The organism is Marinobacter sp. EN3 (genome assembly GCF_000475315.1).
In the GTDB taxonomy this organism is placed as follows: domain Bacteria; phylum Pseudomonadota; class Gammaproteobacteria; order Pseudomonadales; family Oleiphilaceae; genus Marinobacter; species Marinobacter nauticus.
In genome coordinates this window covers 179,953-196,387 of sequence record NZ_AXCC01000001.1, presented here as the reverse complement: position 1 = coordinate 196,387, position 16,435 = coordinate 179,953, and the positions used below count along the sequence as shown (strand labels likewise).

The 16,435-nt window shown below is 57.5% G+C and carries 12 protein-coding genes and 1 pseudogene; 12 read left to right on the top strand and 1 reads right to left on the bottom strand.

Annotated features, from left to right (window positions below):
• Positions 1-9: 9 nt before the first annotated feature.
• The 11 genes and pseudogenes from accD to cobA form a co-directional block, all read left to right on the top strand.
• Positions 10-939, top strand: a complete 930-nt coding sequence (gene accD / locus Q675_RS20450; protein WP_023010323.1) for an acetyl-CoA carboxylase, carboxyltransferase subunit beta — start codon at positions 10-12, stop codon at positions 937-939.
• Entirely contained in the window at positions 920-2,236 is a 1,317-nt protein-coding gene (gene folC / locus Q675_RS20445) for a bifunctional tetrahydrofolate synthase/dihydrofolate synthase (RefSeq protein WP_023010322.1), read from the top strand. Before accD ends, folC begins: the two co-directional genes overlap by 20 nt.
• 92 nt (positions 2,237-2,328) lie before the next feature.
• The gene (locus Q675_RS20440; protein ID WP_011785040.1) at positions 2,329-3,000 is read left to right on the top strand and encodes an SPOR domain-containing protein; all 672 of its coding nucleotides are present in this window, start codon (positions 2,329-2,331) and stop codon (positions 2,998-3,000) included.
• A gap of 93 nt (positions 3,001-3,093) precedes the next feature.
• Entirely contained in the window at positions 3,094-3,663 is a 570-nt protein-coding gene (locus Q675_RS20435; RefSeq protein ID WP_011785039.1) for a CvpA family protein, read from the top strand.
• A gap of 34 nt (positions 3,664-3,697) precedes the next feature.
• Entirely contained in the window at positions 3,698-5,221 is a 1,524-nt protein-coding gene (gene purF / locus Q675_RS20430; protein ID WP_011785038.1) for an amidophosphoribosyltransferase, read from the top strand.
• 27 nt (positions 5,222-5,248) lie between these two features.
• Entirely contained in the window at positions 5,249-6,472 is a 1,224-nt protein-coding gene (locus tag Q675_RS20425) for an O-succinylhomoserine sulfhydrylase (RefSeq protein WP_011785037.1), read from the top strand.
• Between the two features lie 22 nt (positions 6,473-6,494).
• Positions 6,495-9,095, top strand: a complete 2,601-nt coding sequence (locus Q675_RS20420; protein ID WP_023010321.1) for a DNA translocase FtsK — start codon at positions 6,495-6,497, stop codon at positions 9,093-9,095.
• Positions 9,096-9,135: 40 nt separating this feature from the next.
• Positions 9,136-9,756 (top strand): outer membrane lipoprotein chaperone LolA, encoded by a 621-nt coding sequence (gene lolA, locus Q675_RS20415; RefSeq protein ID WP_023010320.1) that lies wholly within the window; start codon positions 9,136-9,138, stop codon positions 9,754-9,756.
• Positions 9,756-11,090, top strand: coding sequence for a replication-associated recombination protein A (locus Q675_RS20410; RefSeq protein ID WP_023010319.1), 1,335 nt, complete (start codon positions 9,756-9,758; stop codon positions 11,088-11,090). Before lolA ends, Q675_RS20410 begins: the two co-directional genes overlap by 1 nt.
• 114 nt (positions 11,091-11,204) lie before the next feature.
• Positions 11,205-12,479: a serine--tRNA ligase gene (serS, locus tag Q675_RS20405; RefSeq protein WP_011785033.1), complete on the top strand. Its 1,275-nt coding sequence runs from the start codon at positions 11,205-11,207 to the stop codon at positions 12,477-12,479.
• A gap of 41 nt (positions 12,480-12,520) precedes the next feature.
• Positions 12,521-13,327: pseudogene (gene cobA / locus Q675_RS20400) on the top strand (uroporphyrinogen-III C-methyltransferase); the annotation flags it as partial.
• Between the two features lie 16 nt (positions 13,328-13,343).
• Here cobA and Q675_RS20395 read toward each other — a convergent pair.
• Positions 13,344-14,423 (bottom strand): 3-deoxy-7-phosphoheptulonate synthase, encoded by a 1,080-nt coding sequence (locus tag Q675_RS20395; RefSeq protein ID WP_011785031.1) that lies wholly within the window; start codon positions 14,421-14,423, stop codon positions 13,344-13,346.
• A gap of 183 nt (positions 14,424-14,606) precedes the next feature.
• Between Q675_RS20395 and Q675_RS20390 the strand changes: the two genes are divergently transcribed.
• A complete protein-coding gene (locus tag Q675_RS20390; RefSeq protein WP_031210931.1) occupies positions 14,607-16,433 on the top strand; it encodes a DUF1631 family protein in 1,827 nt (608 codons plus the stop codon).
• The last annotated feature ends 2 nt before the right edge of the window (positions 16,434-16,435 follow it).

Sequence of the window (16,435 nt, the reverse complement as noted above, 5' to 3'; positions counted from 1 at the left end):
GACGAGAGCATGAGTAACTGGCTGGACAAAATCATGCCGAGCAAGATTCGCTCGGAATCACGGCAACGTACCGGAGTGCCGGAAGGGTTATGGAAGAAATGCCCCAAATGCGGCGCATTCCTGTACAAGCCGGAGCTCGAGAAGAACCTGGACGTTTGCCCCAAGTGTAATCACCATCTGCGGGTGTCTGCACGTCGTCGACTGGATATCTTTCTGGACAAAGACGGGCGTGAGGAGCTGGCAGCTCACCTCGAACCGTCAGATCGGCTGAAGTTCAAAGACAGCAAGCGCTACAAGGATCGACTCGCGGCGGCGCAGAAAGCGACCGGCGAAAAAGATGCGCTGATTGCCATGCGTGGCACAACCATGGGTGTCCCTTTGGTTGCCTGCGCGTTCGAGTTCAACTTCCTGGGTGGTTCGATGGGTCAGGTGGTTGGCGAGAAGTTTGTCCAGGCAGCGAATGTGGCTCTTGAGCACCGGATTCCCCTGGTCTGCTTTTCCGCCAGTGGCGGTGCCCGCATGCAGGAAGCCATACTGTCTTTAATGCAGATGGCCAAGACCGCGGCGGTGTTGGAGAAGCTCAAACAGGAAGGCATACCATACATTTCAGTGATGACCGATCCGGTCTTTGGTGGTGTATCGGCCAGCCTCGCTATGCTGGGTGACCTCAATATTGCTGAACCTTACGCTCTGATTGGTTTCGCGGGCCCGCGGGTTATCGAGCAAACCGTGCGCGAGAAACTGCCGGAAGGTTTCCAGCGCAGCGAATTTCTGCTGGAACATGGTGCGATTGATATGATTCTGCATCGTCATCAGATGCGTGAGCGCATCGCCCATCTGTTGGCAAAGTTTACTGCCCAGGAAAAGCCCGGCACCGAAGCCCCCATCGAGTTTGAAGTTACTGAAAAGCCGGACGTTGATGAACCAGAAGGGCAGTGAATCCTCCTCAGCCCCCGTTGGGCCTCCGGCCCGCGGGGCGTCTGTTCAAGAATGGCTGCATTGGCTCGAAGCCATTCATCCCACAGAAATAGATCTCGGTCTGGACCGTGTCCTGGTGGTTCTGCGGCGGCTGTTCCCGCGCAAGCCTCAGGCTCGCATCATTACCGTGGCAGGGACCAATGGCAAAGGCACCACGGTTACGGCACTTGAGTCGATTTTGCTGGCAGCCGGCAGGAGCACTGGGGCTTATATGTCCCCCCATCTGTTTCGCTATAACGAGCGGGTTCGGATTGGTGGCCAGGAAATTTCCGATGCGGCCCTGGTGACTGCCTTCGAGCGGGTGGAGGCCGCTCGCCGAGGGGTGACTCTGACCTATTTTGAATTCGGAACGCTGGCCGCTTTTGTCGCATTTGCAGACGCCGGCGTTGAGAATTGGGTGCTGGAAGTAGGGTTGGGAGGTCGCCTGGATGCAGTCAACGTGCTGGATCCGGACTACGCGGTGATCACGTCAGTAGATATCGATCATATTGGTTTTCTGGGGGATAACCGGGAAGTCATTGGTTTTGAAAAAGCGGGGATCCTCAGGCCGGGTATTCCCGCCGTTTGTGCGGATCCAAATCCTCCATCCTCGGTCCTTCAACAGGCCGCGGCGCAGAAGGTGGCGCTGAAGCTCACCGGCCGTGATTATACGCTTGCGCCCGGTGCTCCCGGACAGGTTTTGCTCACTATTGGCGACGAGAAGATAGAGTTGCCAGCCGGCCCCTTGCCTGTCCAGAGCGTGGCGGCTGCGGCGGTGCTCTCCCGGCAACTCGTTCCCGAGCTTTCACTGGAGAGCCTTCAGCATGCGATACAAAATGTGCGGGTTCCAGGCCGGTTTGAAACCATTCATCACGATCCGGATGTCATCATAGACGTTGGTCACAACCCCCATGCAGCCGCCTGGCTCGCTGACAACCTTCGTAGACTGCGGTGTGGAGGCCCCGGGCGTATCCTGGCTGTTTATGGCGCGTTGGGAGACAAAGATGTGGAGGGTGTGGTCGGTGCCATGTCGTCCGTCGTTGATCAGTGGTACCTGGCGGGCCTGAATGTTGCCAGAGGGCTTGATTTCGACAGCCTGATGAAGCGTATCGCAACCGTGCCACTTCATGGAACGCCCGGCGTTTTTGGTTCTGTGTCCGAGGCTCTCGCAGCCGCCATGGGCGAGGCAATGTCCGGTGATCGGGTCGTGGTGTTCGGTTCGTTCTTCACGGTTGCTCTGGCCAGGGAAGAGCTTCTGCCGGCTTCGGAAGCGTCTTAAAGTTTGTCCATAGGTACCCGGGAAGCTTTGAGTTCTGGCGAGTGGCCGGTTAGTATCGTGATCAAACAGGTTGTTAACGGGGGCCCTCTCAGGTGGATGGACTGAAGCAGCGGATCATTGGCGCACTGGTGCTGGTTTCACTCGCGGTTATTTTTGTGCCGATGATTTTTGACGAGCCCCATTCCCAGAGACAGTCAACCCCCATCACTATTCCCGAGGAACCTCCGTTCCCCGAAGTTGAGATGCCTGAATCTCAGTATCCGGATAGCGAGACCGTCGGCGCAGAGGCACCCAGGAGTTCCGCGCCGTCCGTTAACGACGAGCCGGCGGCCGGTTTCCGGATCATCGAGGAAAACGCTGTTGCCGAGGAGGAGCCCGCCCCGGAGCCAAATTCCCAGCAGGTGGAACCAGTATCGGCAGAATCCTCCGCTAAGCCGGAGCCTGCGGCGCCAGCCGAACAGCAAGATGCTGCCTCCACAGCCGGTACAGAACGCGGCGATAAGGCCGAGTTCAACGGTTCACTTGAAGGTGCGTGGGTGGTGCAGCTTGGCAGTTTTGGCAACCAGGACAACGCCCGGCGTTTGCGGGACAAGGTTCTCGACATGGGGTACGGCGCCCACCTGCAACAGGTTGATCGCGGCGATAGCACCCTGACCCGGGTATTCAGCGGCCCGTTCGTCAACAAAGACGATGCCCAGAAAGCCAAGGCGGCCCTTGATAAAGCCTTCGGCTTGAACAGCCTGGTCACCACCGGCGACAAATAACTGGCCGTTGCCGGATTTAATCTGGCTTCGGCAGTTTGGTGTCACCCGGTTTCCTGTTAGAATCCGCCTTTCGTTTTCTCCACCGGGTTTTCCATGGAAGCGCTGATCTGGATAGACTGGGTCATCATTGCCCTCATTACCGTCTCCACGCTTATCAGTCTGAAGCGGGGCTTCGTCCGTGAAGCGCTGTCGCTGGTTACCTGGGTTGGTGCATTTATCATTGCCCGGACGTTTCACCCCCAGATGCAATCGCTTCTGGAGTCCACGGTGGAAACACCGCTGGTGCGGTTGATTGCAGCGTTTGCCATCCTTTTCTTTGGCACCCTGATCGTTGGCGCGATCATCAACAATATGATCGGCCACCTGGTGCGTGCGACCGGCCTGTCAGCAACGGACAGGGTACTCGGCATGGGGTTTGGCCTTCTCAGAGGGGTTGTGGTTGTGATTGTCGCCATTGCCTTCACGCGCTACACGCCGCTGGCCGAGGATACCTGGTGGAGAACTTCGGTCATGATTGAACGCCTTGCGGTAGTTGAGGATTGGTCCAGGCGCACGCTCGGCGACGAGTTTGCCCGCTTCCTCGGTCCGGAGCAGGGCGCTCAGACAGCCCCGGAGGCGTCCGCAGAACCTGAAGGCGTGGAACCCGCGTCTGCATCCCGTTAACATTCAGTTTTAACACTCGGAGATATATCCAGCCATGTGCGGCATTGTCGGTATCGTCAGTACTTCCAACGTCAATCAGCTTCTTTATGATGCACTGACTGTTCTTCAGCACCGTGGCCAGGATGCGGCGGGTATTGTTACCTTCCAGGACAACCGATTCTTTTTGCGTAAAGACAATGGACTGGTGCGGGATGTTTTCCATACTCGCCATATGCGCCGGTTGGTGGGTAACGTGGGCATCGGGCATGTGCGTTATCCTACGGCGGGTAGCTCCAGTTCAGCGGAGGCCCAGCCTTTCTATGTGAACAGCCCCTACGGCATTACTCTGGCGCACAACGGCAACCTGACCAATGCCGATGAGCTGAGCAGCGATCTGTTCCGAACCGATCTGCGCCACATCAACACCAACTCGGATTCTGAAGTTCTGCTGAACGTGTTCGCCCACGAACTGCAGAAACTGGGCAAGCTGAACCCCACCAAGGACGAGATTTTTTCCGCTGTACGCGCAGTGCACAAACGTTGCAAAGGTGCCTATGCTGTTATCGCCATGATCACCGGTTATGGCATCGTCGGTTTCCGGGACCCGAACGGTATCCGGCCCGCCTGCTACGGTGTCCGGGAAAATGAAGAGGGCCAGAAGGAATACATGATCGCGTCGGAAAGCGTCGCCCTCAATGCTGCCGGTTTCAGCATCGTTCGTGACATTGCTCCGGGCGAGGCTGTCTATATTGAAACCGATGGCACCTTGTATTCAGAACAGTGCGCCGAATCACCCAAGCTCTATCCGTGTATTTTCGAGCATGTCTATTTTGCCCGTCCGGACTCGATCATGGACGGCGTTTCCTGTTACAAGGCCCGGCTCCGGATGGGCGAGGTGCTGGCAGACAAGGTCCTGCGCGAGCGGCCCGACCACGATATCGACGTGGTCATTCCCATTCCGGACACCAGTCGTACGTCCGCCATGCAAATGGCCCATCAGTTGGGCGTGAAGTATCGCGAAGGCTTTATCAAGAATCGGTACATTGGCCGTACCTTTATCATGCCCGGCCAGAAAATGCGTAAGAAATCGGTACGCCAGAAGCTCAACCCGATTGACCTGGAATTCCGTGGCAAGAACGTCATGCTGGTGGACGATTCCATCGTACGGGGCACTACCTGTAAGGAAATTGTTCAGATGGCCCGGGATGCCGGAGCACGTAATGTCTATTTCGCGTCGGCTGCGCCCCCCGTGCGCTATCCCAACGTTTACGGCATCGACATGCCTTCGGCCAGCGAACTGATTGCCCATGACCGCACGGTGGAAGAGGTTCGGGATCTGATCGGCGCCGACTGGTTGGTGTATCAGGACCTGGATGACCTGATTTCCTGTGTCAACGATGTCAACGAAGATATTAATGGTTGGGAATGCTCGGTGTTCACCGGGGATTATATTACCGGCGACGTGGATGAAGCTTACCTGACCAGGCTGGAGGATCTTCGCAAGGACGAGAAGCGCTCAACCAGCCAGGTGGCCAATGACGACAACGCCATTATTGACCTGCACAACGATGAAGACTGACACCCGCAACTGCGCCAGGAGACTGCCATGACGTTCGGCCGAGACGAACACGTTTGGATTCCCGAATCGGACCTGGAAGGCATGTCGGTTGATACCCTGGCCGTGCGGGCAGGGCAGATCCGTACCGGGCAGCTCGAACACAGCGATGCAATCTTCCCGACCTCCAGCTTCGTCTATGGCAGCGCTGCCCAGGCGGCCGCCCGTTTCGGCGGTGAAGAGCCCGGTAATATCTACTCCCGTTTTACCAACCCGACCGTGCAGGCATTTGAAGCCAGAATTGCCGCCATGGAAGGGGGAGAGCGTGGTGTTGCGACCGCTTCGGGTATGGCTGCGATTCTCAGCACCTGCATGTCTTTGCTGAAATCCGGCGACCATGTGATTTGCTCCCGAGGTGTGTTCGGGACGACCAACGTACTGTTTCAGAAGTACATGGCCCGATTTGGCGTAGAAACCAGCTTTGTCAGCCTGACGAACACCGATGAGTGGAAGGCTGAGATTCGTCCCGCCACCCGGATGCTGTTTCTGGAAACCCCGTCCAATCCGCTGTGTGAAGTGGCGGATCTTGCTGCCTTGTCTGCGATCGCCCGCGAAAACGATGCCTTGCTGGTGGTCGACAACTGCTTCTGCACACCTGTGCTGCAGCGGCCACTGGAGCAGGGCGCCGACATCGTTATCCATTCAGCCACCAAGTATCTCGACGGCCAGGGCCGTTGTGTCGGTGGCGTGGTGGTTGGGCCGGCCAGGTACCTGGACGAGATTTATGGTTTCATCCGTTCCGCGGGCCCGACCATGAGTCCGTTCAATGCCTGGGTGTTTCAGAAGGGCCTGGAAACCTTACCGATTCGTATGCGCGCCCACTGCGACAATGCGTTAGAGTTGGCTTTGTGGCTGGAACAGCAGGACTGTGTGGAGAAAGTTTACTATGCAGGCTTGCAGAGCCATCCGCAGCACGAGCTGGCGAAAAAACAGCAGGACGGCTTTGGTGGCGTGCTCTCCTTCCTGGTAAGGGGTGGTCGGGAACAGGCGTGGAAGTTCATTGACGCGACCCGGATGATTTCCATCACCGCCAATCTGGGAGATGTGAAAACCACCATCACTCATCCGGCGACAACCACTCATGGACGCCTCTCTCCCGAGGACAAGGCGAGGGCAGGCATTACCGAGAATCTGATTCGTCTGTCCGTCGGTATCGAATCCATCAAGGATCTGAAAACCGATCTGGACAGAGGTTTCCAGGCGTTGAAAGACTAACAACCGGACGGTTTGAGCATTCATGGCGGAATCCGCGAAAGCGAAGAAAGCAGTAGCCACAGAACTGACCGACAAGCAGAAGCGATTTCGTCGCCTGATGGCCCAGGGAGCCAGAGAAGGCGCAGTTATTGCGCTGATTGTGCTGTGCATCTATCTCGCCATGGCCCTGTTTACCTTCAATCCGGCTGACCCAGGCTGGGCCAGTATTGGCCATGATATCCGTGTGCAGAATTACGCAGGCCGCACCGGTGCCTGGCTGGCGAGCCTGTTCATGGACTTCTTCGGCCATGTGTCCTGGCTGTTTCCGGTGATGGTTGCCGGTTACGCCATCATGCTTATTCGTCGTCGGCACCAACCGCTCGATATGCACTGGCCACTGTTCATGGTTCGCTTTGGTGGCTTCGTTCTTATTCTGCTGTCTGCGACCAGTCTGCTTTCTCTCTACTCCGTATTTGGCCTGGGCGCCTCCTCTGGTGGCGTTTTGGGCACTGCCGTGTCTGAAGCCATGGTGCGGTTTTTTAATCTTCCGGCGACCACGCTCCTGCTGATTGCCATCTTTCTGTTTGCCCTGACGGTGACGATCGGCTTGTCCTGGTTCCGGTTGATGGACCAGGTGGGAGGCCTGACCCTGAAGTTTGCCCTGGCCGCCAAAGCTTTATTCGCCGGGGCAGGAAAGAAGTCTGAAAAAAACACCGGCCAGGGAACTCCAGCAGCCAGGGCGGAAGCACCAAAGCCCGAACCGGAACCCCCGGTTGTGCGTGACAAAGTCCGGGCTCTCGAGAAGGATAAAAATGACCGAAAGTCAGGCCAGCAGAGCTGGTGGCAGCGGATATTTGCTCGTCGTGCAAAACCCGCAGAGGATACCAGGACCCGGGAGCCCCAGCGCGAGCGGAAAGAACCGGCTATCGAAGGGCTGCCTGCATCCATAGCGGAACCAGAGCACCTGGAGAGTTTCAGCTCTCGGGATGTAAAGTCAGAGCCATCGCCTCCCCCGGCTGAAAAGGCCAAGGCCCGTTCCCTGAAGATTTCGCCGTTCAAGAAAGAAGAGCAGGGCGGTGCGCCGAAAAAGGGTGATGAGCGCCAGGGCTCTCTGCTGGAAGACATTGAAAGCCCGATTCCGCCGATTTCATTGCTGGATCCTCCCGAGGAGCACAAAGAAAGAGGTTATTCGGAAGAGTCTCTGGAGCACATGTCCCGTTTGCTCGAAGAGAAGCTCAGCGATTTCGGGGTGTCGGTTGAGGTAGTCGAGGTTAACCCCGGCCCGGTGATTACCCGCTTTGAGATCAAACCGGCGCCCGGGGTCAAGGTCAGCAAGATCTCCAACCTGGCAAAAGACCTGGCCCGATCCCTGGCCGTGCTCAGTGTGCGGGTGGTCGAGGTGATTCCGGGCAAATCCGTGGTCGGCATCGAGATTCCCAATGAGGAGCGTGAAATTGTACGCTTGAGCGAAGTGCTGGGTGCCAAAGTGTTCACCGAATCTTCCTCTCCACTGACGTTGGCTCTGGGGAATGATATCGGGGGCAACCCCATGGTTGCCAATCTGGCCAAGATGCCCCACCTGCTGGTCGCCGGCACCACCGGTTCCGGTAAGTCGGTGGGGGTGAACGCCATGTTATTGAGCATGTTGCTGAAGGCCACTCCGGACGAGGTCCGGTTCATCATGGTTGACCCGAAGATGCTTGAACTGAGCATTTACGACGGGATCCCGCATCTGTTGGCGCCAGTAGTCACCGACATGAAAGAGGCCGCCAATGCCCTGCGTTGGTGTGTGGCCGAGATGGAGCGCCGCTACCGGCTGATGGCCAGCCTGGGGGTTCGCAATATTGCCGGCTACAACAAGAAGGTGAAAGATGCCCGGGCGGAGGGAGAACCGCTGCTGGACCCACTCTGGAAGCCGGATGAATACCTGGCCAATGATGAGCAGGAACGCCCTGAGCTGGATACACTGCCGTTCATTGTGGTGGTGATCGATGAATTTGCCGACATGATGATGATTGTCGGCAAGAAAGTGGAAGAACTGATTGCCCGGATTGCCCAGAAGGCAAGGGCGGCCGGCATTCACCTGGTTCTGGCAACCCAACGGCCCTCCGTTGATGTGATTACCGGCCTGATCAAGGCCAACATTCCCACCCGGATGTCGTTCCAGGTATCGTCCAAGATTGACTCCCGTACCGTTCTTGATCAGGGCGGGGCTGAACAGTTGCTGGGCCACGGCGACATGCTGTATTTGCCACCAGGCTCAGGTTTGCCGGTGCGGGTGCACGGTGCCTTTGTCGACGATGACGAAGTACACCGTGTGGTCAGTGCCTGGAAAGCGCGGGGCGAACCAGAGTACGTGGATGATGTACTGAATGGCGCCGAGGGCGAGCACCTTCCAGGCGTACCCACGCTTAGCGAAGGCGGCGCCGGTGGTGGCGAAGAGGGTGATGCCCTGTTTGACGAAGCGGTGGCTTTTGTCACTGAAAACCGGCGAGTGTCTATTTCGTCGGTCCAGCGTAAATTCAAGATCGGCTACAACCGTGCCGCCAATCTGGTGGATGCCATGGAAGCTTCGGGGGTAGTCAGCCCGGCGGGCCACAACGGTGCCAGAGAAGTTCTCGCACCGCCGCCCCCCAGAGACTAGGAGTTATCAGATGATCAGAATGTTTTCAGGAATCCTGTTGATGCTGGCAGCAACGTGGTCTGGCCTGTCCCAGGCTGAGAGCGTACAGGCATCCCGGGGTGCGGCTGAGCAGTTGACCTCGATTCTGAAAGGCTACGAGACCTATCAGGCGGATTTCATACAGATTGTCGTCAACGAGAATGGCAGTCAGGTTCAGGAAACCCGTGGATCGCTCAAAGCCAAACGGCCTGGTTTGTTCTACTGGGAGGCCGGTGCACCCTTGTCCCAGTTTATTGTCAGCGATGGCGACAAAGTCGAAGTCTACGATCCTGATCTGGAGCAGGTAACCGTTCATTCCCTTGATGAGCGGGTGCAGACCACGCCGGCACTGCTGTTGAGCGGGGAAGTGGAGAACCTGGATGAGAGTTACGAAGTGAGCGTTCGGGATCTTGGCGAAAGCACCCGTGAGTTCACTCTGGTACCCCGTAGCCAGGATTCTTTGTTTACCTCTCTGCGACTGAGCTTCTATGACGGAGAGCTGCAGGAAATGCGCATGCGGGATTCACTGTCCCAGATGAGCATTCTCAGCTTCGACCATATTGAACTGAATCAGGCACTCGATTCCAGTGTCTTCCGCCTCGATTATCCGGAGGGGGTTGACGTGATTCGGGATGGTGCCTGATGCAGGACAGCCTGTTTCAGACTGAGACCGGCTTTCAGCCCCTGGCCGCTCGTATGCGGCCGACCTCTCTCGAAGGCTATGTCGGCCAGGCTCACCTGGTCGGCCCTGGAAAACCCCTGCGCCGGGCTGTGGAGCAGGGGCAGCTGCATTCCATGATTCTCTGGGGGCCGCCCGGAGTCGGAAAAACCACCTTTGCTCGCCTGCTGGCCAATGTCGGCGACCTTTCCTTCGAAACCATCTCTGCAGTCCTCAGTGGCGTTAAGGAAATTCGCGAGGTGGTGGAGCGCGCTCGTAACCGTAAACAGTCCCAGAGCAGGGATACGCTTTTGTTCGTGGATGAAGTGCATCGCTTCAACAAAAGCCAGCAGGATGCATTCCTTCCCCACATCGAAGATGGCACCTTTATTTTCGTGGGCGCAACCACCGAAAACCCATCCTTCGAACTGAACAGCGCCCTGCTGTCCCGTACCCGTGTTTATGTCCTGAAAAACCTGGAGGCAGCGGATATACGACGGTTGCTGGACAGTGCCCTTGAGAGCGAACAGGGCTTCGCTGGCCAGCTTTGGGTAGATGAGTCGGTGCTGGCGACCATGGCGGAAGCGTCAGGTGGCGATGCCCGGCGAGCGCTGAACATTCTGGAAGTGGCCGCCGACCTCGCTGAGCCGGACGATGACGGGAATAATTTGGTTACCGCTCAAACTCTCGAACAGGTACTGCAGACCAGTCTCCGCCGTTTCGATAAAGGTGGGGATGTCTTCTACGACCAGATTTCGGCGCTGCACAAATCGGTGCGGGGCTCCAACCCGGACGGTTCACTTTACTGGTTGTGCCGGATGCTCGACGGAGGTTGCGACCCGCTGTATGTCGCCCGGCGCCTGGTTCGTATTGCCAGTGAAGACATCGGTAATGCCGACCCGAGGGCGCTCCAGATTACCCTGCAGGCCTGGGATGCTCAGGAACGTCTGGGCTCCCCGGAGGGTGAGCTGGCACTGGCGCAGGCCGTTACGTACCTGGCCCTTGCCCCCAAAAGCAATGCCGTTTACAAAGCTTACAATCAATGCATCGCGGATATCCGCAGCGATCCGGACTATGAAGTTCCGGTACATCTGCGCAATGCGCCCACCAAACTGCTGAAAAGCATGGGGCACGGAGAAGAGTACCGGTACGCCCACGATGAGCCGGATGCCTATGCGGCAGGAGAAGCCTACCTGCCGGAGGCGATCCATCAGCGCCGCTATTACCAACCGGTCCAGCGGGGACTGGAAATCAAGCTGGCTGAGAAGCGCGAACGGCTGGACTCGCTGGATGCCAACAGCCCGAAAAAGCGATACTAAGCCCCATCCCTTGCCAATTTTCCTGCCTGTGCCCGGCCGGTGGTGGTCAGCGCATTCACGGCAGGTATAATGCCCGCATAACCATTCATTCGTTAACCGGAAATCAGGAACAACATGCTCGATCCGAAACGTGTCCGTACACAGACTGAAGAGATCGCCCGTCGGCTGGCTATCAAGAATTTCGAGTTTGATATTGCCACCTTCGAGCAGCTTGAGGAACGCCGCCGGGCCATTCAGGTTCGTACGGAAAACTTGCAGAGCGAGCAGAACAAACGGTCGAAATCCATCGGCAAAGCCAAGGCGGCCGGTGAGGATATCAAACCGTTGCTGGAAGAAGTCGAAAGCCTGAAGCAGCAACGTGGTGACGCCGAGGACGAACTGCGTTCCGTGCAGGAATCCCTGAATGCCTTCTTTGCCGGTATTCCCAACCTTCCCGACGACGACGTGCCACCGGGCGCCAGTGAAGACGACAACGTCGAGACGCGTGTCTGGGGTACGCCCCGTGAATTCGATTTTGAGCCTAAGGATCACGTGGCCCTGGGTGAGCAGCTGAAAGGCCTGGACTTTGAGAAGGCCACTCAGCTGGCCCATTCCCGTTTTGCTGTTATGCGCGGACAGCTGGCGCGCCTGCACCGTGCACTGGCTCAGTTCATGCTCGATCAGCATACTCTGCAGCATGGTTACACCGAGGCCTATGTGCCTTATCTGGTGAATGCCAACACTCTGTTTGGTACGGGCCAGCTGCCGAAATTTGAAGAAGATCTTTTCCGCACAGCCGGCGACAATCCCCTGTACCTGATTCCTACCGCGGAAGTGCCGGCCACGAACCTGGTTGCGGATACCATTCTGGATGATGCTGAATTGCCGTTGCGCCTGGTTTGCCATACGCCGTGTTTCCGGAGTGAGGCAGGGTCTTATGGCCGGGATGTGCGGGGCATGATTCGTCAGCATCAGTTCGACAAAGTGGAGCTGGTGCACATCGTTCGGCCGGATGAATCCACGCAGGCGCTGGAGGAACTGACCGGACACGCCGAGAAGATCCTGCAACTGCTCGAACTGCCTTACCGCGTCGTCACCCTCTGTGGCGGAGACATGGGCTTTTCCGCCGCGAAAACCTACGACCTGGAAGTCTGGCTGCCAGGGCAGGGTAAATACCGTGAGATTTCTTCCTGTTCCAACACCCGTGATTTTCAGGCACGGCGTATGCAAGCCCGCTGGCGTAATCCGGACACTGGAAAGCCCGAACCGGTCCATACCCTCAATGGTTCCGGCCTGGCCGTAGGTCGCGCCATGATTGCGGTGATGGAGAACTATCAGCAGGCGGACGGCAGTATTCTGGTGCCCGAGGTACTCAAACCCTATATGGGAGGCGTCGAGCGTATTCAATGAATGATCAATCCAGGGATGCACCAGTAAAGGGCGTACCCGTCGGCTCTGCACCGGCAAGGTACCGGACCAACCCGGTTACGGATAACCCCAACAACTCGGCCGGGGAAGTTGCCCTGGTCGGTGCCGGCCCTGGTGATCCGGAACTGCTTACCCTGAAAGCCTGGCGTTTGATCCAGTCGGCGGAGGTGGTGTTGTACGACCGCCTGGTTTCCCCGGAAATCATGGCTCTTATTCCTGAAAACGCCCAGAAGATCCACGTTGGCAAACAACGTTCGAACCACACGTTGCCACAGGATCAGATCAATCAACAGTTGGTGGATCTGGCCCGGGAAGGCTATCGGGTGGTACGCCTTAAAGGCGGCGATCCGTTCATCTTTGGCCGTGGCGGCGAGGAGATTGAAACCCTGGCCTCGGCCGGCGTCCGTTTCCAGGTTGTGCCGGGTATCACTGCCGCCTCAGGTTGTGCTGCTTACGCCGGCATTCCGCTGACCCATCGGGATCACGCCCAGTCGGTGCGGTTTATTACCGGGCACCTGAAGAATGACACCTGTGATCTGCCGTGGAAGGATTTTGTTCAGAATAACCAGACGCTGGTGTTTTACATGGGCCTGGTCGGTTTACCGATCATTAGCCGGGAACTGATGGCACACGGCATGCCGGCGGATATGCCTGTGGCACTGGTATCCCGCGGCACCACGCCGGAACAGGAAGTGATTACCGGCACTCTGGAAACGATTGTGGATCGGGTTCAGGAGAAGGGGGCTCAGGCGCCGACGTTGGTGATTATCGGCAATGTGGTTTCTCTTCGAAACCGTCTGGACTGGCTTGGAGCAGAAGCCGGGCGCTGAGGCCCGGCTTCAGACTTCAGGCAGAGGCGGTCCGCTTGGGCAGAACGTCTTTCAGCTTCTCACGCATGTCGCGAATGGCTTTTTCGGTGGTTTCCCAGTCGATACAGGCGTCGGTTATGGATACGCCGTATTTCAGGTCAGCCAGGTTTTCCGGAATAGACTGACTACCCCAGTTGATGTGGCTTTCCACCATCAGGCTCTGGATAGACTGATTGCCTTCCAGAATCTGGTGAGTCACATCCTGCATTACCAATGGCTGAATAGCCGGATCCTTGCTGGAGTTGGCGTGGCTGCAATCCACCATGATGGATTTGCGCAGCTTGGCCTTATCCAGTGCCTGTTCGCACAGGGCTACGCTGACGGAGTCGTAGTTTGGCTTGCCGCCACCACCGCGAAGTACGACGTGGCCGTAGTTGTTGCCCTTGGTGCGAATAATGGCAACTTTGCCCTGCTGGTCGATGCCCAGGAAGCTGTGGGGATGAGAGACTGACTTCATGGCGTTAACCGCAACGTCGAGGCTGCCATCGGTGCCGTTCTTGAAGCCGATGGCCATGGACAGGCCGCTGCTCATTTCCCGGTGGGTCTGGGACTCGGTGGTACGGGCACCGATAGCAGACCAGGCTATGGTGTCCTGAAGGTATTGGGGAGATATGGGGTCCAAGGCTTCAGTGGCGGCCGGAAGGCCCATCTCATTGATGTCCAGCAGCAGCCGGCGACCAATGTGCAGTCCCTGCTCGATATCAAAGGTATCATTCAGGTGCGGATCGTTGATCAGGCCTTTCCAGCCTACGGTGGTGCGTGGCTTCTCGAAGTACACGCGCATGACGATCAACAGTGTATCGCTGACTTCATCGGCGAGCTTTTTCAGTCGGGCGGCATAATCGCGGGCAGCTTCTACATCGTGAATCGAGCAGGGGCCTACGACAATGAACAAACGATGATCCTTGCCATCCATAATGTCGTAGATGGCTTGCCGACCATTGGCAACGGTTTCGGCTGCCTTGTCTGACAGTGGCATCTCTTGCTTCAGTGCTTCAGGAGTGATCAGTGTTTCCTGGCTGGCCACGTTCAGGTTTTCCAGTTTCTTACCCGACATCTTGTTGTGCTTCCCCGAATCTTGTCGTTACCTCACCCGGTATATTCATTCTTTTGTCCGGATGATTGAATAATAAGTGCGAGTGGGATACTAGGTTGCAGTAAACCCCGGCGAGTTGGTTATACTGCGTTATTTGCAGGCCCTTTTCAACGCTTCTCAACGCTTCAGGACAACAGGTAACGGATGTCGCCTTCATCAACGAAACCACAGGCTGTCGCTCCCTCCCGAAAGGTGGTTTCAGAAAGGATTACCCAGGTTCTGTCCGGGATCCGGGTGCCCGATCTGCCATACCCCGCCAGTAAGTCTTCTCCGGAGCAGGAACCGGACTGGCGTCCCTTATTGATGTCCTGCTGGACGGAACAGCGGGATGAGCGGGTAACCAAAGTGCTGCGTTCGGTTCAGATTGAGTGGACCGTCCGACAGGTGAATGCGGCCTACCTCTCCGACCGGATCATGGATGTCTTCCTGAAAACCTCAGGCCTGCATGCCGCCCTGGTGGGGCGCATAGCGCGCTTGCGGTTCTGGCTGGCATGGCAACTGGATCTGTGTGGTGCGGAGGTGTTCAGCGGGGTGCTTCTGGACTGGCTTGATAACCTTCAGGAATGGCGTGGCTGGAGTGATACCGGTGGTCGATCATCCCGCGTATTGCTGGATCAGCTCGATAGCCTGGTTATTACTGTATCCGGCAGCTTTGAGGCTGGCAGCCGCGATCCGCTGGAGCACTACTGCAGCCAATGGCTTGCTGATACCCGAAAGCGGGATGATCAGGTGGCGCGGCTACGGGAACGTTTGTTGGAAACCGAGCAGGGGGCTTCACGCCAGCGTTTGTCAGATCAGGTGGCCAGGGCTCTGATCGGCCGCGCCTTGACGGGCCGTCAGCTACCGCCGGCCATTACCCGCTTTATCCTGACCGACTGGTACAAGGTGTTGAAACAGAGTGTCTGGGCCGAAGGCGCGGACAGTGAAGTGCATCGGCACGCCAACAAATTACTGGAGTGGCTGGTCTGGGTGGGCGACCCCCAGCTTTCTGATCGGGATCGTAACCGGTTGTACCACGTTGGGGAACAACTCGGCGACCGTGTGCGCGAAGTCTGGACTCGCGCTCTGGGTGAGGATGCTCCTGAACAGGCATTACACGAGATCCAGGCGGTAATTGTGGCTCGAATTCGAGGAGAGACACCAGAACTGGAGCCCGCGCTCGCCACCGGTTCAGATTTTGCCTGGGACAGCACCTGGCTGGCAAATGAGCCGGTCTCGGCCGACCACGCCAAACCTCTGGTCGGTCAGTGGTTTGTAGAGGGTGAAGGGGCAAGGGAACAGCGACGTTTTTTCTTTGCTTTGTTGTCTGATAGCGGGGAAGTGCTCTGGACCAATGGTGCCGGCGTTAAACTCGGACTGCAGCCGTGGGCCGAGTTCCAGGCCGAGCTTGGCCGCGGTGCGCTCAGGCCGCTTCCAGAACCAACGGCCTTCGGTCAGGTACTTGTAGAAACCCTCGAAGTGCTATCGAAAGTCTGCGCCAGGCAGCTGGAACAACGGGAAAAGGCGGCCAAGGAAGCCCGTGCCCGGGCCGAAGCGCTTCGGAAGGAACGGGAAGCGGCCGAGCAGCGCCGTCGGGAAGAAGAGCTCGCACGTCAGCAGGAACTTGAACGGGAGCGTGAAGAGGTTGAGCGCCAACGGGTGGCGGATGAGAAGGCGGAGCAGGAGCGTTTGCGAAAAGAGGCCGCGCTGGTGGCCACCAAACAGGTTGAAGGTATCGCTCTCGGTGGCTGGATTGTGCTTACCCAGGAAACCCGGGATGACGACCCTGTCCGGCTCAAGCTTGCCGTCAAGATTTCTGCCTCGCGGAAATATGTGTTTGTGGATCGCCTGGGGCTCAATCGCCGGGAATTTCTCCAGGACGAACTGGTTAACGGGATCGTGGAAGGGCGAATTCGTGTGCTTGGCAGTTCGGCCGAGTTTGATGACACCCTGAGCCGTGTTGTCGGGCGTATCCGTGTTGGTCGGAACTGAGG